The organism is Legionella lytica (genome assembly GCF_044626755.1).
Lineage (GTDB): Bacteria > Pseudomonadota > Gammaproteobacteria > Legionellales > Legionellaceae > Legionella > Legionella lytica_A.
In genome coordinates this window covers 21,746-46,935 of record NZ_JBGORX010000002.1, presented here as the reverse complement: position 1 = coordinate 46,935, position 25,190 = coordinate 21,746, and the positions used below count along the sequence as shown (strand labels likewise).

Here is a 25,190-nt window from a genome sequence, read left to right as displayed (position 1 = left end):
GGAAGACTCATGCTGAACCTACTTCGTGAACAGCCACGAGCATTTCACATGATTTTTTTATTGGAATTATGGGAGAGGTTTGGCTTTTATACAGTTCAAGGGATTTTAACTCTGTATTTTATGCGTTATTTAGGTTACAGCGAACTGGATTCTTATTATGCCTTTGGGGCATTTTCTGCATTAGTCTATGGTCTGATTGTAATTGGCGGTTATTTAGGAGATTCCATCTTAGGGACTAAACGCACCATTGTACTGGGTCTAGTGGTTTTAGCTGCAGGATATTTTGCTTTGGCAATTACTGATAAAGAGCATGTATTTCTAGCTCTAGGCTTGGTTTGCGTGGGGAATGGTTTATTCAAAGCAAATCCATCTAACTTATTAGCTAAGTGCTATAAGCCCCATGATTCTCGCCTACATGGTGGATTTACCTTGTATTACATGGCCATTAACTTGGGCAGTATGATTGCTTTAGTGATCGGACCAGTAATAGCCAGCCGTTATGGTTATTCTTCTGCCTACCTAATGAGTGCTAGCGGGTTGATATTAGGTTTAGGTAATTATTGGTTGCAGCACAAGTATATTGCCCATATCAATACTCTTGCCGATGAACGCCGGATCTCTTTATTTCATTGGTTGTTGATCTTAATTGGTATTTGTTTGCTCACGGAGTTTTCCGCATATTTATTGCAACATGTTTCTTTAGCAAAAAATTTATTCTGGGCCATCACCTGTTTAGTTTTGCTGTACTATAGCTATTTAGCCTGCAAAGAAAGCAGAGCAGCGATGCTGCGCATGCTCGTAGCGTTAGTGCTGATGCTCGAGGCACTTATTTTCTTTGTTTTATATCAACAAATGCCAACTTCACTTAATTTATTTGCCGTGAATAATGTGAATCCTAATTTTTTGGGAATTACCATCGATGCCCAAAGTTTTCAGGCTTTAAATCCCATTTGGATTATTTTGATGAGTCCTGTTTTGGTCTCTCTTTATTCCCGATTAAATCAAAAGGGGATCCCCTTTTTTACGCCCTATAAATTTGCCCTAGGTATGACCATGTGTGGTTTAAGTTTTTTGGTATTATATTTTGCACGCTATTTTTATACTGAGAATGGTATAGTCTCTTCCTGGTGGCTCATTATTAGTTATTTATTTCAAAGTCTTGGCGAGCTTTTGGTTTCTGCCCTAGGAGTAGCCATGGTTGCCGAGTTAGTTCCTATAAGCATGACCGGTTTTGTCATGGGAATCTGGTTTTTGGCTACTGCTATTTCAGGCTTCATCGGCGCTAGTGTCGCCTCATATACCGCTTTGCCCCAACATATTAAGCCAGGAGTGCAGTCGCTTATGCTTTATACTGACGTTTTTGCATGCATTGGTTTGGTTACTTTGGCAATCGCTTTTTTAATGTGGTTAGTATCACCTTACTTAAGCCGTTTTATGATAACCAAAAAAGACGCAGTTAATGAGAAAATTGATAACGCAGAATATTCCCTAAGCTAATAAAAATGGCACTGAAGTGGTGCATCCAGTGCCATTTTGCAATCTAGCTTGATACAATCGTTTAGCGATGTCGGAAACCACCGCCGCGATGCCAACCGCCCCCACGATGCCAGCCGCCGCTATGCCATGCGCCGCCACGATGCAATCCACGATTGTAACCCCAGCCACCGTGATGTCCCCATCCTCGCCAGGCAGTATTTCTATACCAGGCATTACGATAGCCGCCCCAGCCTCCATAATAGGTATTATTCCAACCAGGGTAATAACCTGTATAGCCTGAATAATAATAATTATTGGGAGTGGTGGTTGTGGTGACATAACAGCCACTTAAGAATAGAGCAGGAACAAACACTAATAATGCGATAATTGTTTTCCTCATGTTCGCCGTCCTTGATCAATGTTCGTCTTTTAATTATATGACATGATTTTTATTTGAGCAAAAAGATGGGAAAATAGATCGCGTTGTGAGAAAAGAAAAATCTAAGAATGGGACACTTTATTCTGAGGTCCCTATGAAATGCGGCCTTGTTTTTCATGACAATTATGGCTCATTCAGGAGTACTGAAAATTAATCTAAAGAACAAAACTAGGATGCAGTAATTTTATTCTTGGTGAGTACAACTACGAGATTAATTTAAGCTATTCTAGGATATGGAGTTAATGACACCTCCTAAGGTGAGTGTTTGGGGATAATGCTTTTATGAAGGCAGCGTAGGAGATTTATGGGAAAGGGAGCTAAATTTCCAACAAGGAATGTTCAAACTATGTACAATTTATTGTTTGTTCGTGTATAATCGACTCGTTACCAAATTAGTGGGGATTAAACATTGGTTGATATTTATGTAGATCTCAGTGCGCATTCACAGGAATTACTCCGTAAATTCCAGTTTGCGTGTGGCTCGAGACAACAGGAACCAATACCAAGCTCCCTTGAGCTGACGGCTTTTTTTTCATGGTTTCAGGATCAATCGATGGGGATTGGTTCGTCAACCCTTGCGCCGCAAGAAATAGAGTTTCTTCTGCTGTCATTGCGTACCGAACTTTTACATGACTTATGTCTGGCGATGAGTGGTGAGGTAAATCTTGCGAATAAGGCGAAGCGTGATTCATCATTATACAATACGATGAAACTGGGCTTGCTCACGATGGCAGGTATGTTAGTTGTTGCCTGTGATGGTTTTGATTGTGTGGTCACGATTATGAGCATTTTTGCTCTACCGGCAGCACTTGTTCTTGCGAGTGGTTTTCTTTTCTCTACCTTATCCATTATTGCTTTTTGTGGTTTTGAGCTGGCTAAGTTGGCTGATAGTTTAGATATTAAACTTACGGATGCTTACAAGCTGTTAGATGTGTACTTACAACAATATAATGAAATAAAGAACATTAGAAAGAAAATAGCAAAATATTCTTTATTAAGACTTCCTGAAAATGAATTGCAGTATTTGGAGCAGATTAGCACTTTGCTGGAGCAGTGTTTTACTCAGCTTAGTACGGTAAGCGATCAATTCGAGCAAGCTGTTCATAATAGCCAGATGCATTCAGTTAAATTAGCTCTATCTACAATTTTTGCGGCATTACGGTTTGGTGGTAGTTTTTGCGCGGCCCAAACTGTTTCTTTAAGTCTTTTCGGCCTGATTATGACCAGCGTCTCACCGGCCTCTTTACCCATATTATTCTGTAGTACTGTGGTTGGTTTGGCGGCTATGAGTTTATTCTGGTTTGTTGAGTTTCCGGGCTTAGAGTCCTTGGTAAGTAGCTGGTTGGGACTTGATGATACAAAAATTGCTACTTTATGTAATCGTGACTTCTTGACACACCAACAAGAAAAATTAGGAAATCTAAAAGAGCATATTCGTGAGGCGGCTGATACAAAACAGCAATTGGCCCTGTTAAAGCACAATGCACGAATAGAAGACGACCAGTCAACTTCAGCAACAGTAAAAGCCAGTACCAATCGTTATTCCTTCATGAGATACCAACCTATTGAACGTGATATGGCTAGTCTTTCGATGGGAACCACACTCGGCACCAACACGGCCATCTCATTATAAGTAAGACATTTTGCAATGACATAATGCAATCTAGGGGAGGGTTCGATACTTCTTTAGGCAAACACAGAGCGCCAACTTAGCGATATAAATTTAAACTAAATACCCAAAATATTCTTCACAAAAGGAATGGTAATTTTGCGTTGTGCTGCCAGAGAGGCATCATCCAAACGATTAAGCAATTGATGCAAATCGTGCATATTACGAGAGCAGCGACTAATTAGAAACTGCCCGACACTTGCCGGTAAGTCAAAGCCTCGACGTGCAGCATGCAGTTTTAAGGTATTAATTTTATCCTCGTCACTGAGTTCCATCAGTTGAATTACTAAGCCCCAACTTAAACGAGAACGTAAGTCGGCTAATTTAATCGGCAGGGTGGTTGGAGACTGATTCCCGGAAATAATTAAGAGACTTTTCTCCATATCTTTGATTCTATTGTACAAATGAAAAAGGGCTTCTTCCCAAGCTGAATCTTCCGCAATGGCATCGATATCATCAATACAAATTAAGGTTTGCTCTTCTAAGCCTTCGATTGCCTGTGGTCCCCATTCTTTAAGCAAATTCAAGGGGAGATAAATTGCCGATTCAGTCGAGTTAACTGCCTGGCAAGAGGCTTGTAATAAATGAGATTTTCCGCTGCCATTACAGCCCCAGAGATAAAGCAAGCGCTCCTCTTTGAGGGTCAACATGCGCTGTAATTGTTGCTGCAATAGCTTATTCTCACCCCAGTTAAAGTCAGAGAGGGTTGCTTCATCATTTAATTTAATCGCTAAGGCTAACTGCTTATTCATTGAGACAATTCTTTTTTAGGCCAGGCTTTTTTGCTCCAGGTCCAAATGTAGTCAACATAAGTGGTGGCCGTAGTGAACGTAGTTAAGCCGATAAGGGTGTTTAAAACATAATTAGGAAATTGAAAATAAGCTAATTCGAATAGGCACGAGGTGACCAAAATTAATTGGAGTGCAGTATTTATTTTACTTAGGAGCGTAGGCTTAAAATCCAGTTTACGGCGAATGAAGTGATACCAGGCGAGAACGCCCATAGAAATCGTCAGGTCACGCAGGAAAACGAGCGAGACCAGCCACCAGGGGAGTACTTCCATTAGGGCTAAAGCAATAAAGCTGGAAGCAATTAGTAATTTATCAGCCAATGGATCAACAAAAGAACCAAAAAAACTTTGCCAATTAAAACGTCTGGCTAGGAGTCCATCTAATCCATCCGTAACTCCGGCAAGAATAAACGTGTAAAAGGAATTAACGTATTCATGGCGATACAAAAACATAAGAAAAGGAACAATTAGTCCTAATCGAAATAAGGTTAATGTATTAGGTAAGTGTTTTAATATCATAGGCCAGACAATAAATTAGTACCCTTACTTTGGGGCTGTTTACAGACCCTAGATTGGTTGCCAAGGAAATATATTGCCTCAAATGATACACCTGAACAATCCGCTGCTGCAAGTTGGCGAGTGGCTTAGATGCTAATATTGTGCATCGTCATGCTTAATAAATGTTCTTTTTGTGTGTTTTTTATGTCTTTTGGGGCGTCGCCTGGTTGCTAGCAACCAGGTTTTCCTTTAACTTTTATTACTTATCTTTATTTTTACGATAAATAATTGCTGTGTTTCCGATTAATTGTACTAACTCAGCACTTAACTGTTTGCATAGCTCATTGGCCATGAGTATGCGGTCTTCTCGCTCCGCCCCATTAATTTTAACTTTAATCAACTCATGAGCAAGCAATGCAACATCAGTTTCTGCGGCTACCGCTTCAGTTAAACCTTTTGCGCCAATAAGAACTACAGGCTTTAAATGATGGGCTTGGGCTTTAAGTGAGCGTCTAAATGATGTGTCCACTGCAAAGGATTCCTTAAAACTAATAATAAAATGGCAAATTATTGCACGTTTTGCTGGGAATAGGTAGTGAAATTAAGTATCATAAGTTAAATTGATATAAAATTATAAACAGTATAGTACTAATTATGAGTCGTACCAAAAGCAGTAAACGCTGGTTGCAAGAGCATTTTGATGATGTCTATGTGAAAAAAGCTCAGGCTGAAGGATACCGTAGTCGTGCGGTCTATAAACTTAAAGAAGTCGATGAAAAAGAGTCTTTGCTTAAATCAGGCATGACAGTGGTTGATTTGGGAGCAGCTCCTGGCGGTTGGACCCAATATGTCTCTGAACGTCTGCAAGGGCGAGGGCGGATTGTTGCTTTAGATATTTTACCCATGGATTCCCTTCCTGATGTAGATGTTATTCATGGTGATTTTCGGGAAGATGATGTTTTGCAACAATTGATGGCTTTAATTCCTGAGCGCAGCGTGGACTTGGTTTTATCCGATATGGCCCCAAATATGAGTGGTACGACGGCGATTGATATTCCACGAGCAATGTATTTAGTGGAATTAGCCTTTGATTTCGCAGATAAAATGTTAAAGCCTGGTGGCTCTATGCTAGTTAAGATATTTCATGGTTCAGGTTTTGATGATTTGGTGAAACAAGCAAAAGCTTCTTTTGATAAAGTGGTCATTCGTAAACCGGCTGCTTCACGAGCACGTTCAAAAGAAACCTATTTGCTGGCAAAGGGATACAATTTATAGTAACTTTATATATTAAGAATTTTGTCCTCTTAAATATAAAGCTTGACGCACTAACGAGGTTAATACTTTGAACGACATGGTTAAGAATTTGTTTTTATGGCTGATTATAGCGATCGTACTGGTCTCGGTTTTCAGTAATTTCGGGCCTCGAAACTCTGCTGCCGAGAAAGTTTCCTACAGCCAATTTCTGAAAGAAGTCGATCAGGGTATGGTCAATACGGTAACCATTGAAGACGATAAGATCATCAAAGGTATTACTAAAAATAATAAACGCTTTGTTACCTACATGCCGATGCAAGATAATGCCTTGCTTGGCGAGCTATTAAAAAGCAAGGTCGACGTTAGCGGACAAGAAAAGCAGCAAGAGAGCTTTTTACTACACTTGTTTGTAAATTGGTTCCCTATGCTTTTATTGATTGGTGTGTGGGTTTTCTTTATGCGCCAAATGCAAGGCGGGGGCGGTCGCGGCGCCATGTCTTTTGGCCGATCACGAGCTCGCTTATTAGGCGAGGATCAAGTTAAAGTAACTTTTGCTGATGTGGCAGGAGTTGATGAAGCTAAAGATGAAGTGAAGGAGTTAGTCGACTTCTTGCGCGATCCAACTAAATTCCAAAATCTTGGTGGACGGATTCCGCGCGGTGTTTTACTTGTTGGTTCTCCGGGTACGGGTAAGACCTTATTGGCGAGAGCGGTTGCTGGCGAAGCAAAAGTACCTTTTTTCACAATTTCAGGTTCCGATTTCGTTGAAATGTTTGTGGGTGTGGGGGCATCTCGTGTTCGCGATATGTTTGAGCAAGCGAAGAAGCATGCACCATGCATTATTTTTATCGATGAAATCGATGCTGTAGGTAGACATCGTGGTGCTGGTCTTGGTGGTGGCCATGATGAGCGTGAACAAACATTGAACCAATTATTGGTAGAAATGGATGGTTTTGAAGGCAGCGAGGGAGTTATTGTTGTTGCGGCAACGAACCGTCCTGATGTTTTAGACCCTGCATTATTACGCCCAGGTCGTTTTGACCGTCAGGTTGTTGTACCTTTACCTGATATTCGTGGTCGTGAGCAAATCTTAAGAGTACACCTACAGAAAGTGCCTGTAGACAGTGGTATTGAAGTAATGGATATTGCCCGCGGTACCCCAGGGTTCTCTGGAGCGGATTTATCAAATCTAGTAAATGAAGCTGCATTATTTGCTGCACGTGCAAACAAACGCAAAGTGAGCATGATTGAATTAGAGAAAGCTAAAGATAAGATCATGATGGGAGCTGAACGCCGCTCGATGGTGATGGATGATAACGAGAAGAAGCTAACGGCATACCATGAAGCAGGGCATGCTATTGTTGGATTATCGGTTCCTGAACATGATCCAGTATACAAAGTGTCTATTATTCCCCGGGGACGTGCACTGGGGGTTACGATGTTCTTGCCAGAGCAAGATCGTTACAGCCATAGTAAACGTCGTCTAGAAAGCCAATTATCCAGTTTGTTTGGTGGTCGAATCGCTGAGGAACTAATTTTTGGACTAGAAAGTGTTACTACTGGTGCATCGAATGACATTATGCGTTCAACTGAAATTGCGCGTAAAATGGTTACTTCTTGGGGATTATCTGCTCTTGGCCCACTTACTTTTGGTGAAGAAGAGGAAGAAGTATTCTTAGGTCGTTCTATGAATAAACATAAAGAAATGTCGGATCGAACTGCGCAACAAATTGATGATGAAGTTCGTGCCATTATTGATAGGAACTATCAACGAGCTAAAGAAATCTTAGTGGCCAATATGGATAAATTACATCTGATGGCACAAAGCTTGATTAAGTATGAAACCATTGATACACAACAAATTCAGGAAATTATGTCTGGCAAAGAGCCTTCCCCTCCAAAAGATTGGGAAAACCCCTCTAAGCCTTTAGATAAAACTGATGTGGTCAATGACGCTCCTGCAAAGTCAGGTGATACTGAGGTAAGCGTAAATCCTGCTGAAGAACACTAGTCGTTTGGAGTGAGAACAACAGGTGAATGCAGAGCAATTTTTAAGCTGGCTTGCAGGTCGCAGCCAGCTTCCTTCCAGATGTTATTCTGAAAAACCATTAATTATGGGAATCTTAAATGTAACCCCTAATTCTTTTTCTGATGGTGGTAAATTTTTATCCCAGGATAATGCCTGTGAGCATGCTTTGCATTTGATTGAGCAAGGGGCGGATTTAATTGATATAGGTGGTGAATCGACTAAGCCTGGTGCGAAGCCAGTATCAGTTGAGGATGAACTGAATAGGGTGATACCCGTTATCGAACAAATTCGTGCTCATTCCGATGTGTGTATTTCAATAGATACACATAAACCGGAAGTAATGGTTGCAGCCGTGAAGGCTGGGGCCAACATAATTAATGATATTAACGCGTTGCGTGCTGAAGGGGCGTTGGAAATAGCTGCAAAGCTAGCGGTTCCAGTGTGTTTGATGCACATGCAGGGAGAGCCCCGCACAATGCAGCAAAATCCTCATTATCCTGATGGGGTGTATGAAACAGTGAGGCGGTTTTTTATTGAACGCATCAATGCGTGTTTGAGTGCAGGCATTGAAAAACAACATTTAATTTTAGATTTTGGTTTTGGTTTTGGCAAACAAACGCAAGATAACTTATATTTAATAAAGATGCTTGATCATTTTGCTGAATTTAAAATGCCACTTCTTTTAGGTGTTTCACGCAAGAGTTCAATAGGAGTCGTGCTCAACAAAGAGGTGGATGATCGTTTAATAGGAAGTATTACCCTGGCTGTGTATGCGACACTTAAGGGCATAGGAATTATAAGAACGCATGATGTTGATGAAACTCATCAGGCGTTGAAAATGATCGATTTAGTGGAACGAGCGCAATAGTCTAACAATAAGGTAGGAAAGGATGAGTCAACGTAAATATTTTGGTACTGATGGTATACGTGGACACGTAGGATTATCAAATATTAATCCTGAATTTGTTTTAAAATTAGGTTGGGCCGTAGGACGTGTACTGGCAAATGGCCATCGGAAAAAGGTCGTTATCGGTAAAGATACGCGAGTGTCTGGTTACATGCTGGAATCCGCATTAGAGGCTGGTTTATCTGCAGCGGGTGTGGATGTGGCCTTATTAGGTCCAATGCCAACACCTGCAATTGCTTATTTAACGCAAACACTTCGTGCTAATGCAGGAATTGTGATTAGTGCGTCCCATAATTTATTCGAAGATAATGGCATTAAATTCTTCTCCGCTGAAGGCGGTAAGATCCCTGATAGTGTGGAGCTTGCCATTGAAGCCGAATTAGACAAAAAAATGGAAACAGTTCCATCAGAACAATTAGGTAAAGCGACGCGCATTAGTGACGCAAGTGGCCGTTACATTGAGTTTTGTAAATCAACTATACCATCGCTGACTCGCTTATCGGGTCTAAAAATCGTGGTTGATTGCGCAAATGGTGCAACTTACCACATTGCCCCTAATGTTTTTTCCGAGCTTGGAGCTAATGTTACGGCAATTGGCAATAAGCCAGATGGTTTTAATATCAATCAGGATTGTGGTTCAACCTCGCCTGCTCATCTGATTCAAAAGGTTCTCAGTACGGGAGCTGATATTGGTATTGGTTTAGATGGTGACGGTGACCGAGTATTATTAGTCGATGCTAAAGGTAATGTGATTGATGGTGACCAAATTCTCTATATCATTGCTAAAGATCGCCACGAACGAGGTGTTTTACATGGTGGCGTAGTGGGTACCATCATGAGTAACTACGGTCTAGAAATGGCGATTACCGAGCTGGGCATTCCTTTTATCCGCTCCAATGTAGGCGATCGCTACGTTCTCGAAGCGCTACGTGAAAATAATTGGAAGATTGGCGGCGAAACATCTGGCCATATCGTTTGTCTTGATAAAACGACAACCGGTGATGGAATTGTTGCTGCCTTACAAGTCTTATCCATTATGGTGAAACAAGGAAAGAGCTTACAAGAATTAACAGGGGGTATTTCCTTGTTGCCACAAAGTCTGGTCAACTTAAAAACTACCCATGCATCATTACTTGCTAATAATTCAGAAGTAATTCGTGTGGTAAAAAGCTTGGAAACAAGCCTGCAAGGAGAAGGACGAGTCTTATTGCGCCCCTCTGGTACCGAGCCTTTATTGCGCGTTATGGTTGAAGGTCAAGACCAGTCTTTAGTAGTTCAACAAGCCCAAAAGCTATGTGATGACATCAGCCAAATCGAAAAAAGCTTACCTCATTAAAATCAAAAAACCTGGTTGTTTGCAACCAGGTTTTTTCTTAAAAGTACAAATACCTTAAGTAAAATACAGCCAGGAACTGTTGTGATAGGCAATTGTGCAATGTGAAGATTTAACCTGCACGGTATCAAACCTAAATAGGAAATTAGCCACTTTTTTCACAAAAAAATGACAATAAGACTACACATCTTTGCCTGGTTTGGGTATAGTCGCGGGGTTGAACGCGTGAGGACAGCACATGAGACATAAGATAGTTGCTGGTAACTGGAAAATGAATGGCCAATTACAGCAAGTGATTCAATTAACGAGTCAGCTCAATGATATGTTAAGCTTTGACGATAAGCTTCATGTAGCAATTATGCCTCCCGCAATTTACATACCGCAAGTTAATGAATTAATTGTGAAGAGTCGCATTAAACTCGGAGCCCAGAATGTATATCCAAAAGATTTTGGTGCATTCACTGGCGAACTGTCCGGCCCCATGTTAAAAGAGTTTAACTGCCATTATGTTTTAGTTGGACATTCAGAAAGAAGACATATTTTTCAAGAAGATGAAAAATTTGTAGCGCAAAAATTCCACCATGTTAAAGAACATGATATGATACCTGTTCTTTGCGTCGGTGAAACGTTGGAAGAGCGTGAAAATGGGCACACAGAACAAGTAATTGCCAGACAAATTCTGGCAGTAAGTGAAAATAACAATAATTGCTTTCAAAACGGTGTTATAGCTTATGAACCTGTTTGGGCTATTGGCACAGGAAAAACTGCATCACCTGATGAAGCACAAGAAGTGCACCAGTTTATCAGGAAGCTGGTTAGCGATATTAATCGTGATGATGCTGAGCGTTTATCTATCCTCTACGGAGGTAGTGTAAACGAAAATAATGCCGCGGCTTTGTTTGCTATGCCCGATGTTGATGGTGGCTTAGTAGGTGGAGCATCGTTAAATGCGAAACAGTTTGTGGAAATTGTGAAATGTATCAATTGATATTAGTTATACATGTGTTAGTAGCTATGGTCTTAATCGGCTTAGTGCTTATTCAACATGGTAAAGGTGCTGATATTGGCGCAGCTTTTGGTTCCGGTGCATCAAATACATTATTTGGTAGTCAGGGAACTGGTAGTTTTTTATTTAAACTGACTGGTGGTTTAGCGTTAACATTTTTTGTCACTAGTCTATTGCTGTCTTACATGGTATCTGTACAATATCATAAAACAGAACCGCTAGCTGCCCCTCAACAAACAACGGTACCTGTGAATTCAATTCCAGTACCTGTTGATAACAGCAAAAGTGATAAGAAAGAATAAAACACTTGGGGTGTTTACCTTTCCTAAATTGGATGGTAGACAAAGCCTAATAATAAGAATTGCCGAAGTGGTGGAATTGGTAGACACGCCGTCTTGAGGGGGCGGTGGCGTAAGCCGTGCCGGTTCGAGTCCGGCCTTCGGCACCATTTAATCGAGCAAGGTGACATAATGCTATCTCAATACTTACCCGTTCTTGTATTCATAATCATCGGATTAGTTCTTGGCCTGGTGATGTTGGGAGCTGGTGCCCTGCTTTCAAAACATAGTCCTGATGCCGCTAAAAATGCACCCTACGAGTGCGGTTTTGGCGCGTTTGAAAACTCTCATTTGCCTTTTGATGTGCGTTTCTATTTAGTAGCAATACTCTTCATTATTTTTGATTTGGAAACTGCATTTTTCTTCCCTTGGGCTTTAGTCTTACGCAAAATTGGATGGTTTGGTTTTTCCGGAATGATGTTATTTCTCGGTTTATTAGTCATTGGCTTTATCTATGAATGGAAGCGTGGCGCGTTAGAGTGGGAATAATTTTAAAAGCGTGACAAATAGTTTAACGATCGTAACTTCTCTGTTGTTGCTTGATTAAAGTAAGTATTTCATCAATAGCTGTTTTCATTTTTGATGAGTACTTACTTAAGTCAAAAGACCATAGAGAGGTTACGAATATTTTTATTAATATTTAACTGCTTAGAGGCTAGCTATGGCGGTTGCAGAATTGCAAAAAAGTGGCTTTGTAACGACTTCGGTCGACAAACTTGTTGGATGGGCTCGTAGTGGTTCTATGTGGCCTATGACTTTTGGTTTGGCATGTTGTGCAGTCGAGATGATGCATGTCGGTGCCGCTCGTTATGATTTGGACCGATTTGGTATTATTTTCCGTCCAAGTCCACGGCAATCAGACGTCATGATTGTTGCAGGTACCTTATGTAATAAGATGGCTCCTGCTTTACGCAAAGTTTATGATCAAATGCCTGAACCGCGTTGGGTTATTTCTATGGGTTCATGTGCCAATGGTGGTGGGTATTACCACTATTCTTATTCAGTTGTTCGTGGCTGTGACCGGATTGTTCCTGTTGATGTGTATGTTCCAGGATGTCCGCCAACCGCTGAAGCACTGCTTTACGGTATTATTCAATTACAGAATAAAATCAGACGTAAAAATATATTAGAAGACTAAGCTCATCAAAGGTGCAAATTAGATGACAAAAAATGATTATTTGGTTGATAGACTAAAAACTGAGTTAGCGAGTCATATCGGCGACGTAAGTATTGCATTTGACGAAGTAACCGTTGAATGTGATGTTGCTAACATAAAAACATTAATGATGGAATTGCGTGATGTTCCTGCTTTTTCATTTGATCAACTTATAGACCTTTGTGCAGTAGACTATCTGCTGTATGGCGAATACGATTGGGAAACTGATTCAGCAACAGAAAAAGGTTTTTCTCGCGGTGTTGAGCGTCAAGATGCCAAAGCTTATGCACTGAATAAACCACGCTTTGCCGTAGTTTATCATTTGCTTTCCACACAAAAAAATCATCGCCTGCGCGTTAAAGTATTCCTTAATGAAAAACATCTAATTATTCCTTCAGTGCATCATCTTTGGAAAGGTGCTAACTGGTTTGAGCGTGAAGCCTACGATTTGTACGGTGTTTTATTTGATGGGCATCCGGATTTAAGACGTATTTTGACCGACTATGGTTTTATTGGACATCCATTCCGTAAAGATTTCCCTCTCAGTGGTGAGGTTGAAATGCGCTACGATGCAAAATTACAAAAAGTTATTTACGCACCTGTTGATATAGTGCCCAGAGTATTGGTGCCTAAGGTTATTCGTAATGATAACCGGTATATAGTTAATGAGAAGGGCGGCGAATAATGATTGAATTAAAGAATTACACGTTAAATTTTGGTCCGCAGCATCCCGCAGCCCATGGGGTTTTGCGCTTGGTTCTTGAGCTGGAAGGTGAGACTATTGTTCGTGCCGATCCGCATATTGGCTTATTGCATCGCGCAACTGAAAAATTAGCGGAAACAAAGCCATACATCCAAAACATTGGTTACATGGACCGTTTAGATTATGTATCGATGATGTGTAATGAACATGCTTATGTTCGTTCCATAGAAAAACTTTTAGATATTGAAGCACCACTAAGAGCACAGTACATTCGTACCATGTTTGACGAAATCACCCGCGTATTAAACCATCTTCTATGGTTGGGCGCGATTGCTCTGGATATTGGTGCAATGACCGTATTCCTTTATTGCTTCAGAGAGCGTGAAGATTTATTTGACTGCTATGAAGCTGTATCTGGTGCACGCATGCATGCTACCTATTACCGACCAGGTGGGGTTGCGCGTGACTTGCCTGATACGATGCCTCAATATAAAGCGTCTAGATGGCACAGCGATCGTGAAGTTGAAAAAATGAATCAAGACCGTAGCGGAACTTTACTGGATTTCATTTGGGCCTTTACAGAGCGCTTCCCTCGTTGTGTTGATGAATATGAAACTTTATTGACTGACAATAGAATTTGGAAACAACGCACAGTAGATATCGGTGTTGTATCTCCCGAACAAGCGTTACAGTGGGGTTTTACCGGCCCAATGCTTCGTGGTTCAGGTGTTGCCTGGGACCTGCGTAAGAAACAAAGCTATGCTGCTTATGACCAAGTCGATTTTGATATACCAGTAGGTAAAACTGGAGATTGTTATGACCGTTATTTGGTTCGTGTTGAAGAGTTAAGACAATCAAATCGAATTATTAGACAATGCGTCGAATGGCTAAAAAAGAATCCAGGACCCGTTCGTCTTGATGATCATAAAATTACACCACCACGACGTGTTGAAATGAAGCACGATATGGAAGCCTTAATTCATCATTTCAAGTTATTTACGGAAGGTTTTTGTTTACCTCGTGGCGAAGTATATAGCGCTGTTGAAGCGCCAAAAGGCGAGTTTGGTATTTATATGGTATCAGATGGCGCTAATAAACCATACCGACTGAAAATTCGAGCTCCCGGATTTGCGCATTTATCTAGTTTTGATGAAATGGTAAGAGGACATATGCTTGCAGATGGCGTGGCTATTTTGGCTAGTCAGGATATCGTGTTTGGTGAAATTGATCGTTAGATCAACATAAATTCAGTTCGATATAAACACATTATATCGAATTTACACTAGCGTAATGTATTAAACATAACCTGGCGCAAGAAAACGGCGACTAGGATTTATTGTTTGTACACATGAGATAAAGGTTTAGATATGTCTGATAATTCAGCAAAAATATTAAATCAATTGATATCGAAAGAGCGCATTCAAGATATTGATCATTGGATAGCAAAATATCCTCAGGATCAAAAGCAATCTGCAGTAATGAGTGCTTTAAGAATTGTTCAAGAAGAGCATAACCATTTAACTCCCGAATTGATGGATGCCGTAGCTAATTATCTTGAAATGCCTGCCATTGCAGTCTACGAAGTGGCAAGTTTCTATACCATGTATGAACATAAACCTGTTGGGAAACATTTACTGAATGTTTGCACCAACATCTCTTGTATGTTACGTGGTTCTGCTGGTGTGGTTGACCACCTGGAAAAGAAATTAGGAATTAAGTTAGGTGAAACTACAGATGATGGACGTTTTACTTTACGCTCTGTTGAATGCTTAGGTGCGTGTGTTAATGCGCCAATGATACAGGTAGATAAAGATTATCACGAGAATCTGACTCCTGAGTCTATAGATAAAGTGTTAGGCCAATACGAATAAAAGATAGAGGTGGTTGCCGTGGTCGAATTAAATCAAGTTTGTTACCGAACAGTTCATTTACCAGAGCCTTGGACTCTATCTGCTTATGAAAGTGTTGGTGGATACAGTGCCTGGAGAAAGATCTTAAAAGAGCAAACTTCTCCCCAATTAATTATTGATGAATTAAAAACCTCTGCATTGCGAGGTCGTGGTGGTGCAGGTTTCCCTACCGGATTAAAGTGGAGTTTTATGAATCGTAATTCTCCCGTACAAAAATATGTTGTATGTAATTCGGATGAAGGTGAACCAGGCACCTGTAAAGACCGAGAAATATTAGCCTTAAATCCGCATCAGCTAATTGAAGGTATGGCGATTGCCGGTTATGTGATGGGTGCAACCGTTGGGTATAACTACATTCGCGGTGAATTCTGGTTACCTTACGAACGCACCGAAGCTGCTTTAAAAGAAGCTTATGCAGCCGGTTTATTAGGTAAAAATATTTTAGGGTCTGGTGTCGATTTTGATTTATATAATCACTTAGGCGCCGGTGCATACATTTGTGGTGAAGAAACAGCCTTACTTAATTCCTTAGAAGGTAAGAAAGGACAACCACGCTTTAAACCACCGTTTCCTGCGAACTATGGTTTATATGGGAAGCCTACCACCATCAATAACACAGAAACCTTTGCTTCGGTTCCAGTAATTCTGGAAAAAGGTGGCGAATGGTTCTTAAAACTTGGCAAGCCTAATAATGGTGGCGCTAAGTGTTTTAGCGTCAGTGGCCATGTAAATAAACCTGGCAACTTTGAAATCCCGTTAGGTACTCCATTTAAAACTTTATTGGAACTTGCTGGCGGCGTACTTCATGATCGCAAAATCAAAGCAGTAATTCCTGGTGGTTCATCCATGCCCGTTTTACCAGGTGATGTAATGATGGGACTTGATATGGATTACGACAGCATCCAAAAAGCAGGTTCTGGACTAGGTTCGGGGGCTGTGATCATTATGGATGAAACTACGTGTATGGTCGACGCTTTATATCGAATTTCAGAGTTTTATATGGATGAGTCTTGTGGTCAGTGTACGCCTTGCCGAGAAGGTACGGGTTGGTTAGTGCGCTTATTACATCGAATCAAAGATGGGCATGGAGAGCCAGGTGATATAGAGAAATTAGTCAATGTTGCAGACAACATCGAAGGACGAACCATTTGCGCATTAGGGGAAGCTGCTGCTTGGCCTGTACAAAGTTTCGTTAAGCACTTTTATCATGAATTTGATTACTTCATTAAGCATAAACGCTCGATCGTCGCAGCATAATTAGAAGGTTTTAACCATGACAACTACTATTGAAATCGACGGTAAAACATTTGAAGCAGAAAACGGTAAAATGATCATCGAAGTTGCTGATGAAGCCGGTATTCATATCCCTCGTTTTTGCTATCATAAAAAACTTTCTGTAGCCGCAAACTGCCGTATGTGCTTAGTTGAAGTGGAAAATGGCAGAAAGCCAGTTCCTGCTTGTGCTACACCAATTACAAATGGCATGAAAGTATTTACCAAGTCAGAACAAGCTCTTTACTCGCAAAAAGCAGTAATGGAATTTTTGCTGATCAACCATCCTTTGGATTGCCCAATATGCGATCAAGGTGGTGAGTGTGAATTGCAAGATGTTTCTATGGGTTTTGGTGCGGATGAATCAACCTATACTGAAAGCAAACGTTCAGTTAACGATGATAATTTAGGTGCCTTGATTGCAACAGAGATGACTCGTTGCATCCACTGTACTCGCTGCGTGCGTTTTGGTGATGAAGTTGCCGGAGTACGTGAGCTAGGTGCTACTGGTCGTGGCGAAAAGATGCAAATCGGAACCTACGTGCAACACAGTATGAAGTCAGAGGTTTCTGGTAATATTATTGATTTATGTCCAGTTGGTGCATTGACCTCGAAACCTTACCGTTTTACGGCAAGAGCTTGGGAAATGTCCCAGTATGATAGCTTGGCACCACACGACTGTTTAGGTTCTAACATATTTGTACATACACGTAGAAACGAATTAATGCGTGTTGTTCCCAAAGAAAACGAATCCATTAACGAAACCTGGTTGTCTGACCGTGATCGTTTCAGCTATTTAGGCTTGAAAAGCGAGCACCGTGCAAGCAAACCACAAATTAAGCGTAATGGCCAATGGGAAGAAGTTGATTGGGAAACTGCCTTAAAGTTTACTGCGGATGGTTTAAGCCGAGTAATTAAACATAATGGTGGTGAACAGGTTGCTGCATTTGCTTCCAGTTCTTCTTCATTAGAAGAGCTTTACTTATTACAAAAATTAATGCGCGAACTCGATGTACATAATTTGGACCATCGTTTACAACAAGTTGATTTTAAAGATCAAGACAATCAAGCTACGACTCCAACAAGCTCTTTAGCTTATGCTGAGATTGAAAATCAACACACAATCGTATTAGTTGGTTCTAACATTGAGCGTGAAGTCCCATTAGCTGGGGTGAGAGTGCGTAAGGCATTCCGTAATGGTGCTAAAGTTTATGCCATTAACTCGGTTGACTATGATTATCATTTTGATGTTCAAGAGCGCTTTATTGTTTCTCCTTTAGAAATGCCAATGCAATTGGCGAAACTGGTTAAAGCACTTGCCGATGATGCAAAAGCATTGCCTGAAGAAGTACAAAAACTTTTAATCGGTTTGAATCCTGATGTGGCTGTAGATGGTGTTGCGAAGGCGCTTAAAGATGAAAAGACATGCTTAATTACTGGTGCGCTTTGTGAGAACCATCCTGAAGCTGCGTTAATCCGTACCATGGTTCATTTAATTGAAAAATTAAGTGGTGCCAAAGTGGTTCGCCTAACTCAAGGTGCAAATACCGCTGGAGCCTGGATGGCTGGTATGGTTCCTCATAGAACCGTTGCAGGTAAAGCTGATTCAAAAGCGGGTTTAGATGTGCAAGCGGCATTGAATGCTAAGTTAAAAGCATATGTGTTAATGGGTGTGGAGCCAGGGTTTGATTTTGCTAATCCTTATGGTGCACGCCAGTCAATGCTCGCGGCTGAGTTTGTCGTCTTAATGTCGGCTTATAACCATGAATCAATGCACGATTATGCTGATGTAATTTTACCAATAGCACCTTATGCTGAAACTTCGGGTACCTACATCAATATTGATAATACCTGGCAAAGTGTGAAAGGGGCATTGCCTCCACACGACCAAGCTCGACCAGCTTGGAAAGTGTTACGTGTATTAGGTAATTTATTCCAGTGCAAAGATTTTGAATATACCTCAACAGAAGATGTTTTATCTGAAATTAAATCAGTTGCTACAATCACTGTCGAGCAAGCCTATACTCCATATTATCCTGAGAGCTTACCCTTGATTAATGAATCTTTGATTCGCGTAGGTGAGTGGCCTCTGTATCGTGTTGATTCAATTGTAAGAAATGCTAAAGAGTTGCAATTATGTGCTGCTGCTGATATCGCATGCATACGTATGAATCCAACGACAGCAGATCGATTGCAATTAGATGAAATTGCTACTGTATCTCAGGGAGATATTGAGATAACATTGCCGCTTAAACGTGATGAGCGAATTGCGGCAGATGTTGTATGGGTAGCAAACGCGATGCCTGAAACAGTTGATTTGGGTCATTCATTTGCTGCAATAACTATTAAGCGCTAGGCAGGTAAGAAAATGCTGCATGAAATTAGCATATTAATTTGGGTTGTTCTGAAGATACTCGTAATTGTAGTTCCATTACTTTTATGCGTTGCATATTTAATTTATGCTGAACGTAAGGTTATTGGCTATATTCAATCACGTATTGGTCCTAACCGAGTTGGGGTGAAAGGCTTACTGCAGCCTATAGCTGACTTGATTAAATTGATCACGAAAGAAATTATTATTCCAACGAGATCAAATAAGTATCTTTTCATTATCGCACCCCTTTTTGCATTGGTACCCGCTCTTGCAGGTTGGGCTGTAGTTCCTTTTCAGGAAGGAGTGGTGCTTGCGAATATTAATGCGGGAGTTTTGTACGTTTTTGCAATGAGCTCGCTTGGTGTCTATGGGGTGCTTATTGCGGGTTGGGCATCTAACTCTAAATATGCGATGTTTGGTGCATTAAGAAGTACCGCGCAAACTGTCTCGTATGAAATTGCCATGGGATTTGCATTAGTCGGTGTTTTATTAGCGGCTAACAGCATGAACCTTACAGAGATTGTTAACTCGCAAAAAGGTGGGATGCTTCATTGGTGGTTTGTACCCTTACTTCCATTATTTTTAGTGTTTTGGATTGCGGGTATTGCCGAAACCAATAGAGCACCTTTTGACCTTGCTGAAGGCGAGTCAGAAATTGTTGCCGGATTCCATGTTGAGTATTCAGGAATAGGATTTGCATTATTCTTCTTATCAGAATACGCAAGCATGATTCTGATTTCGGTTCTGTTGAGTATTTTGTTCTTAGGCGGTTGGATGTCTCCGTTTGAAGGGATCCCTGTTTTAGAAGATATATTCTTCGTTGTACCAGGCTTTGTGTGGTTACTCGCGAAAATCAGCTTTTTCCTCTTTGTTTATTTATGGGTAAGAGCGACTTTTCCACGGTATCGTTATGACCAACTTATGCGTTTAGGTTGGAAAGTACTCATCCCGGTTACCATTGTTTGGATTATAGTAACGGCCGTAATGGTAGTTGCTCAGGTTAAACCTTGGTTTTGATGGTTAAAAGAGAAGCCGATGAAAAAAGTATATCAAAATATTAAGTATTACCTCCGAAGTTTTCTTTTAATAGAGCTATTGGCGGGTTTAAAGCTGACTGCAAGGTATTTTTTCAAGAAAAAAATAACCGTACAGTTTCCTGAGGAACAAACACCAACTTCTCCTCGTTTTAGAGGTTTATTAGCGTTGCGTCGTTACCCTAATGGGGAAGAACGGTGTATCGCATGTAAATTATGTGAAGCGGTATGTCCTGCATTGGCAATCACTATTGAGTCCGAGCCACGTGACGATGGTTCACGTCGTACTACTCGCTATGACATTGATGTGTTCAAGTGCATTAACTGTGGCCTATGTGAAGAGTCTTGTCCTGTGGACTCCATCGTAGTCACTCCGATACAACACTATCATGTGAGCGAGCGTGGCCAGAATATCATGACCAAAGAAAAACTTTTGGCACTGGGTGATTTAATGGAACCGAAACTTGCAGCAGACCGAGCTGCTGATGAAAAGTACCGATAATGGGGTAATCTATGCATGACTTATTAATTCAAGCTGTTTTTTATGTTTTTGCAGCCTTAACCGTGGGTTCTGCATTATTGGCGGTTACTCAAAGTAACCCCGTTCGTTGTGTTCTGTTTCTCGTATTTACTTTTTTTACGAGTTCAGTTCTGTGGATACTGGCACAAGCTGAGTTTTTGGCTTTAATTCTAGTACTGGTTTATGTCGGTGCGGTAATGACCTTATTTTTATTCGTGGTCATGATGCTTAACATTGATGTTGAATCGGTGAAAGGTCAATTAAAGCGCTATCTTCCCTTTGGCTTAATTATCGTTGCATTATTCCTTGCACTGTTAATGAAAGCTATTCCTGAAGGTACACTTAAAAGCAACGTTGAGACTAAGCCCGTAGTTGCGTCTTCTACGCAAGTAGGTGAGACATCTCAGCAAAAACCGGAGCCAATTTTAGTTGAAGCTTCAAATACTGAAGCATTAGGTATGGTTCTTTATACTGATTATTTCCTGGCTTTTGAGCTTGCCGCAGTACTCTTATTAGTTGCTATTGTTTCTGCAATTACCTTAGTACATCGTGGTGCAAGATTCTCGAAGAGACAAGATGTTAAGCAGCAGATTATGACTCGTAGAAGTGATCGAGTTGAATTAGTTACTATGAAGACAGAAAAATAAGTATTGGGGAATACCATATGATACCGGTCAATAATTACCTGATATTAGGTGCGATTTTGTTTGGCTTAGGCCTTGTTGGAATGATGATAAATCGCAAAAATATCATTTTACTCCTTATCTGTGTTGAGCTGATGTTACTTGCAGTGAACACGAATTTTATTGCGTTTTCTCATTATTTTAATGAGATTGGAGGACAGGTTTTTGTCTTTTTCATTTTGACAGTTGCGGCTGCTGAAGCTGCGATTGGTTTGGCCATAGTAATGTTGCTTTATAGAAATCGAGGCAACATCGACGTAGATAAGATGAATCATTTAAAAGGTTAACATTGTGAGTATACAACAACTGTGTTTGATAATTGTTTTAGCTCCTCTTGCAGGCTCGGCCATCGCTGGTTTTTTTCGAAACCAAATAGGACGCGTTGGAGCACACTCAGCTACAATTCTGGGTGTTAGCATTTCTTTAATTGCGTCACTATATATTGCTTGCCAGATTTTCTCGGGTGCGATGCCTTCAGAAAATACCGTCCTTTATCAGTGGGCGACTGGTGGAGCATTAATTCCTTATGAGTTTAATTTAGGATTTTTAATTGATCCGCTAACCGCTGTTATGCTGGTCACCGTAAATTTTGTATCCTTATTAGTACATATATACAGTATTGGTTATATGTCGGATGATGACGGTTATCAACGTTTCTTTAGTTATATTTCACTCTTTACCTTCATGATGTTGATGTTAGTTACATCAAATAACTTCTTACAATTATTCTTTGGTTGGGAAGGTGTTGGGCTGGTTTCTTACTTACTTATCGGTTTCTGGTATCAAAAAGAATCAGCAATCGAAGGAAGTCTTAAGGCATTCCTGGTTAACCGTGTAGGGGACTTTGGCTTCGTTATCGGAATTGCTTTAGTATTCGCTTACACAGGCAGTATTGACTACGCTACGGTATTTCAAAGTGCCAATTATTTAGCAAGTCAAAATATTGAATTATTTGCTGGTCACCCTTGGTCAGTAATGACAGTTACCTGCTTGGCTTTATATGTTGGTGCTATGGGTAAATCAGCCCAGGTACCTTTGCATGTGTGGTTACCTGAGTCAATGGAAGGTCCTACCCCAATTTCTGCATTAATTCATGCGGCGACCATGGTTACCGCTGGGGTATTTATGCTGGCGCGGATTTCACCCTTACTTGAATTATCAACTACTGCCTTGTCTGTGGTCTTGGTGATCGGTGCTACTGGTGCACTCTTTACTGGTATTCTTGCCTTAGTAATGAATGATATTAAGCGTGTAGTTGCTTATTCAACCTTATCACAATTGGGATATATGATGGTTGGTATCGGTGCTTCTGCATACAGTGCGGGGATGTTCCACTTGCTTACACATGCTTGCTTCAAAGCCTTATTATTTCTAGGGGCGGGTTCGGTTATTATTGGCATGCATCATGAGCAAGATATGCGAAAAATGGGTGGCTTGTGGAATAAAATGCCTATCACTTATGTAACTTTTGTTATTGGAACTTTAGCCTTATGCGCTGTTCCTCCTTTTGCTGGTTTCTATTCAAAAGATACGATAATTGAAGCAGCACAACTTTCACAAATACCTGGTAGTAGTTATGCTTATTTCTGTGTTGTTGTTGGTGCAATGGTTACTGCGATTTACAGCTTTAGATCACTCTTTATGACCTTCCATGGGAAGCCACGTATGGATCAACACACTTTAGATCACGTACATGAGTCTCCATGGGTGGTGTGGCTACCTCTAGTTGTTCTAGCGGTTCCCTCTGTAATTTTAGGTTATGTACTGTATATGCCTATGTTATTTGATAAGCCCACTTTATTAGGTTCATCATTATTTGTACTTCCTGAGCATAATGTTATGGCTGAACTTGCTCATGAGATTACTTCTCCTTTCGCAAGTATGATTCATTCAGTTTCATCACTTACTTTCTGGATTACATTAACAGGTATTGCTATTGCCTGGGTTTGCTATATTGCTGTTCCATCTATTCCTGGTTACTTGGCTCGTCATTTGAAATTTATTTATAAGCTTCTGATGAATAAGTATGGATTTGATGCCTTTAATAACCTGGTCTTTGTAAAAGGTACCAAAGGTCTAGGCAATGTTTTCTATAGCATTGGTGATCAAGGGGTTATTGATGGAATGGTAGTTAATGGTAGTAGTCGACTGATTAGATGGTTTTCCAGTAAAGGTCGAACCATACAAAGTGGTTATCTCAATCACTATGCAACAGTTATGGTTCTTGGATTACTCGGATTCTTGTGCTGGTTGATACTAGGCTGAATATAAGGTGAGGGTATGCATTATTTGCTCAATTTGCTAGTTTGGTTGCCAATATTAGGCGGTGTTTTTGTTCTTCTCGTAGGAGAGGATCGTAACCCTAACAATGCACGCTATTTGGCTTTATTCACAGTGGTACTCTGTCTACTGCTTTGTGTGCCTTTAGTTGGCGGCTTTGATACTAAAGCCTTAGGGATGCAATATCTGGAAGAGTTTCCTTGGATGCCTTCTCTTGGTATTAGCTACAGTCTTGGTATTGATGGTTTGTCATTATTATTAATCGTGCTAAGTGTCTTCACTAACTTAGTGGTGATACTTGCTACATGGGAAAGTATTACCAATAGAGTACCTCAGTACTTGGCTGCATTTTTGATCATGCAGGGCTTATTAGTTGGGGTTTTCTCGGCACTGGATTCAATTTTATTCTATATATTCTGGGAAGCTACACTGATTCCCATGTATTTAATCATCGGTATTTGGGGTTCAGAGAATCGAGTGTATGCGGCGATTAAATTCTTCCTGTATACCTTCTTTGGGTCAGTATTGATGCTCGGTAGTTTCTTATACATGGGATATATTGCTGGAACCTTTAATATAGAAGCGTTTTATGCAATTAAATTGAGTATGACTGCGCAAACATTGATCTTTATTGCGTTTTTCCTTGGTTTCGCGATTAAAATCCCTATGTTTCCCGTTCATACTTGGTTACCTGATGCGCATACGGAAGCACCTGCAGGGGGCTCTATTGTTTTAGCAGCAATTCTATTGAAGCTTGGCGCGTACGGATTTATTCGCTTTTCATTACCTATCGTTCCAGATGCCTGTAGCAAATATGCAGGGGTGATGATTGCTTTATCTTTGATTGCAGTAGTGTATATTGCTTTAGTGGCCATAGTGCAAAAAGATATGAAGCGTTTGATTGCCTACTCCTCAATTTCACATATGGGTTTCGTAACTCTAGGCTGTTTTGCGATTTTTAGCATTGCTAAACAAACTGGATTAAGCAATGCCGGACTTATTTTAGAAGGCGCGATTGTGGTAATGATTTCGCATGCCTTTGTTTCTAGCGGAATGTTTGCTGGTGTTGGTTTTATTTATGACCGCATGCATACTCGCCGGCTAACAGACTTTGGCGGTATCGTGAATACCATGCCTATATTTGCGTCCTTCTTCATGCTGTTCTGTATGGCTAATGCCGGTTTACCTGGTACTTCAGGTTTCGTTGGTGAATTTATGGTAATTGTTGGTTCGATGAAAGCTGGATTTTGGATCACTTTCTGGGCTGCAACTACCTTAATGACTGCTGCAGCATACAATTTGTGGATGTATAAGCGCGTTATTTTTGGCAAAGTAGCTAATGATAAAGTTGCGGCATTAAAAGACCTATCAATTTATGAGTTAAGTGCCTATGTGTTATTAGCTCTGATGGTTATTGCTATGGGGGTGTATCCTAAGCCTATGCTCGAATACGTACACCAGACAGTTAGTCATACTCTGGCACTAGCCAGCCAAACAAAATTGTAATACGCAAGGTTAA

25 protein-coding genes and 1 tRNA gene are annotated in these 25,190 nt (G+C 40.6%); 22 read left to right on the top strand and 4 right to left on the bottom strand.

Annotated features, from left to right (window positions below):
* The first annotated feature begins 9 nt into the window (after positions 1-9).
* A complete protein-coding gene (locus ACD661_RS07715) occupies positions 10-1,497 on the top strand; it encodes an oligopeptide:H+ symporter (protein WP_400187286.1) in 1,488 nt (495 codons plus the stop codon).
* 61 nt (positions 1,498-1,558) lie between these two features.
* On the opposite strand, the gene ACD661_RS07710 is transcribed toward ACD661_RS07715, so the two are convergent.
* A complete protein-coding gene (locus tag ACD661_RS07710; RefSeq protein ID WP_400187285.1) occupies positions 1,559-1,876 on the bottom strand; it encodes a hypothetical protein in 318 nt (105 codons plus the stop codon).
* A gap of 448 nt (positions 1,877-2,324) precedes the next feature.
* On the opposite strand from ACD661_RS07710, the gene ACD661_RS07705 reads away from it, so the two are divergent.
* Positions 2,325-3,548 carry a hypothetical protein gene (locus ACD661_RS07705; RefSeq protein WP_400187284.1) on the top strand — a complete coding sequence of 408 codons (1,224 nt, stop codon included), beginning with the start codon at positions 2,325-2,327 and terminating at the stop codon, positions 3,546-3,548.
* A 95-nt stretch (positions 3,549-3,643) separates the two neighbouring features.
* Here ACD661_RS07705 and hda read toward each other — a convergent pair whose 3' ends face one another.
* The 3 genes from hda to yhbY all read right to left on the bottom strand — a co-directional run bounded on the left by hda (position 3,644) and on the right by yhbY (position 5,401).
* Positions 3,644-4,336 (bottom strand): DnaA regulatory inactivator Hda, encoded by a 693-nt coding sequence (gene hda / locus ACD661_RS07700; protein WP_400187283.1) that lies wholly within the window; start codon positions 4,334-4,336, stop codon positions 3,644-3,646.
* Complete coding sequence (locus ACD661_RS07695) at positions 4,333-4,893, bottom strand: CDP-alcohol phosphatidyltransferase family protein (RefSeq protein ID WP_400187282.1); 561 nt, start codon at positions 4,891-4,893, stop codon at positions 4,333-4,335. Before ACD661_RS07695 ends, hda begins: the two co-directional genes overlap by 4 nt.
* 238 nt (positions 4,894-5,131) lie before the next feature.
* Positions 5,132-5,401, bottom strand: coding sequence for a ribosome assembly RNA-binding protein YhbY (gene yhbY, locus ACD661_RS07690; RefSeq protein WP_400187281.1), 270 nt, complete (start codon positions 5,399-5,401; stop codon positions 5,132-5,134).
* A gap of 125 nt (positions 5,402-5,526) precedes the next feature.
* On the opposite strand from yhbY, the gene rlmE reads away from it, so the two are divergent.
* The 20 genes from rlmE (at position 5,527) to ACD661_RS07590 (ending at position 25,177) form a co-directional block, all read left to right on the top strand.
* The gene (gene rlmE / locus ACD661_RS07685; RefSeq protein ID WP_400187280.1) at positions 5,527-6,147 is read left to right on the top strand and encodes a 23S rRNA (uridine(2552)-2'-O)-methyltransferase RlmE; all 621 of its coding nucleotides are present in this window, start codon (positions 5,527-5,529) and stop codon (positions 6,145-6,147) included.
* Between the two features lie 76 nt (positions 6,148-6,223).
* A complete protein-coding gene (gene ftsH, locus ACD661_RS07680; RefSeq protein WP_400187645.1) occupies positions 6,224-8,137 on the top strand; it encodes an ATP-dependent zinc metalloprotease FtsH in 1,914 nt (637 codons plus the stop codon).
* Between the two features lie 22 nt (positions 8,138-8,159).
* On the top strand, positions 8,160-9,023 hold the full coding sequence (gene folP / locus ACD661_RS07675) for a dihydropteroate synthase (RefSeq protein ID WP_400187279.1): 864 nt from the start codon (positions 8,160-8,162) through the stop codon (positions 9,021-9,023).
* Between the two features lie 22 nt (positions 9,024-9,045).
* Positions 9,046-10,398, top strand: coding sequence for a phosphoglucosamine mutase (gene glmM, locus ACD661_RS07670; RefSeq protein WP_400187278.1), 1,353 nt, complete (start codon positions 9,046-9,048; stop codon positions 10,396-10,398).
* A 235-nt stretch (positions 10,399-10,633) separates the two neighbouring features.
* Positions 10,634-11,383, top strand: a complete 750-nt coding sequence (gene tpiA / locus ACD661_RS07665; RefSeq protein WP_400187277.1) for a triose-phosphate isomerase — start codon at positions 10,634-10,636, stop codon at positions 11,381-11,383.
* Complete coding sequence (secG, locus tag ACD661_RS07660; protein WP_400187276.1) at positions 11,371-11,703, top strand: preprotein translocase subunit SecG; 333 nt, start codon at positions 11,371-11,373, stop codon at positions 11,701-11,703. Before tpiA ends, secG begins: the two co-directional genes overlap by 13 nt.
* 61 nt (positions 11,704-11,764) lie before the next feature.
* Positions 11,765-11,849: transfer RNA gene (locus tag ACD661_RS07655), tRNA-Leu, on the top strand.
* A gap of 22 nt (positions 11,850-11,871) precedes the next feature.
* Positions 11,872-12,228 carry an NADH-quinone oxidoreductase subunit A gene (locus tag ACD661_RS07650; protein WP_058534496.1) on the top strand — a complete coding sequence of 119 codons (357 nt, stop codon included), beginning with the start codon at positions 11,872-11,874 and terminating at the stop codon, positions 12,226-12,228.
* 172 nt (positions 12,229-12,400) lie between these two features.
* The gene (locus tag ACD661_RS07645; RefSeq protein ID WP_133136493.1) at positions 12,401-12,877 is read left to right on the top strand and encodes a NuoB/complex I 20 kDa subunit family protein; all 477 of its coding nucleotides are present in this window, start codon (positions 12,401-12,403) and stop codon (positions 12,875-12,877) included.
* A 22-nt stretch (positions 12,878-12,899) separates the two neighbouring features.
* Complete coding sequence (locus tag ACD661_RS07640; protein WP_400187275.1) at positions 12,900-13,580, top strand: NADH-quinone oxidoreductase subunit C; 681 nt, start codon at positions 12,900-12,902, stop codon at positions 13,578-13,580.
* A complete protein-coding gene (locus ACD661_RS07635) occupies positions 13,580-14,833 on the top strand; it encodes an NADH-quinone oxidoreductase subunit D (protein ID WP_400187274.1) in 1,254 nt (417 codons plus the stop codon). The genes ACD661_RS07640 and ACD661_RS07635 overlap by 1 nt, the downstream gene beginning before the upstream one ends.
* A gap of 132 nt (positions 14,834-14,965) precedes the next feature.
* Positions 14,966-15,469 (top strand): NADH-quinone oxidoreductase subunit NuoE, encoded by a 504-nt coding sequence (nuoE, locus tag ACD661_RS07630; protein ID WP_400187273.1) that lies wholly within the window; start codon positions 14,966-14,968, stop codon positions 15,467-15,469.
* 18 nt (positions 15,470-15,487) lie between these two features.
* Positions 15,488-16,765 carry an NADH-quinone oxidoreductase subunit NuoF gene (gene nuoF / locus ACD661_RS07625; protein WP_400187272.1) on the top strand — a complete coding sequence of 426 codons (1,278 nt, stop codon included), beginning with the start codon at positions 15,488-15,490 and terminating at the stop codon, positions 16,763-16,765.
* A gap of 16 nt (positions 16,766-16,781) precedes the next feature.
* Positions 16,782-19,136: an NADH-quinone oxidoreductase subunit NuoG gene (nuoG, locus tag ACD661_RS07620; protein ID WP_400187271.1), complete on the top strand. Its 2,355-nt coding sequence runs from the start codon at positions 16,782-16,784 to the stop codon at positions 19,134-19,136.
* A gap of 12 nt (positions 19,137-19,148) precedes the next feature.
* Entirely contained in the window at positions 19,149-20,171 is a 1,023-nt protein-coding gene (gene nuoH / locus ACD661_RS07615; protein WP_400187270.1) for an NADH-quinone oxidoreductase subunit NuoH, read from the top strand.
* Between the two features lie 18 nt (positions 20,172-20,189).
* Complete coding sequence (gene nuoI, locus ACD661_RS07610) at positions 20,190-20,690, top strand: NADH-quinone oxidoreductase subunit NuoI (protein ID WP_400187269.1); 501 nt, start codon at positions 20,190-20,192, stop codon at positions 20,688-20,690.
* Between the two features lie 11 nt (positions 20,691-20,701).
* Positions 20,702-21,355, top strand: a complete 654-nt coding sequence (locus tag ACD661_RS07605) for an NADH-quinone oxidoreductase subunit J (RefSeq protein WP_400187268.1) — start codon at positions 20,702-20,704, stop codon at positions 21,353-21,355.
* Positions 21,356-21,372: 17 nt separating this feature from the next.
* On the top strand, positions 21,373-21,678 hold the full coding sequence (nuoK, locus tag ACD661_RS07600) for an NADH-quinone oxidoreductase subunit NuoK (protein ID WP_133136502.1): 306 nt from the start codon (positions 21,373-21,375) through the stop codon (positions 21,676-21,678).
* Between the two features lie 4 nt (positions 21,679-21,682).
* Entirely contained in the window at positions 21,683-23,656 is a 1,974-nt protein-coding gene (gene nuoL / locus ACD661_RS07595; protein ID WP_400187267.1) for an NADH-quinone oxidoreductase subunit L, read from the top strand.
* A 15-nt stretch (positions 23,657-23,671) separates the two neighbouring features.
* Positions 23,672-25,177: a complex I subunit 4 family protein gene (locus ACD661_RS07590; RefSeq protein WP_400187266.1), complete on the top strand. Its 1,506-nt coding sequence runs from the start codon at positions 23,672-23,674 to the stop codon at positions 25,175-25,177.
* Positions 25,178-25,190 lie beyond the last annotated feature (13 nt).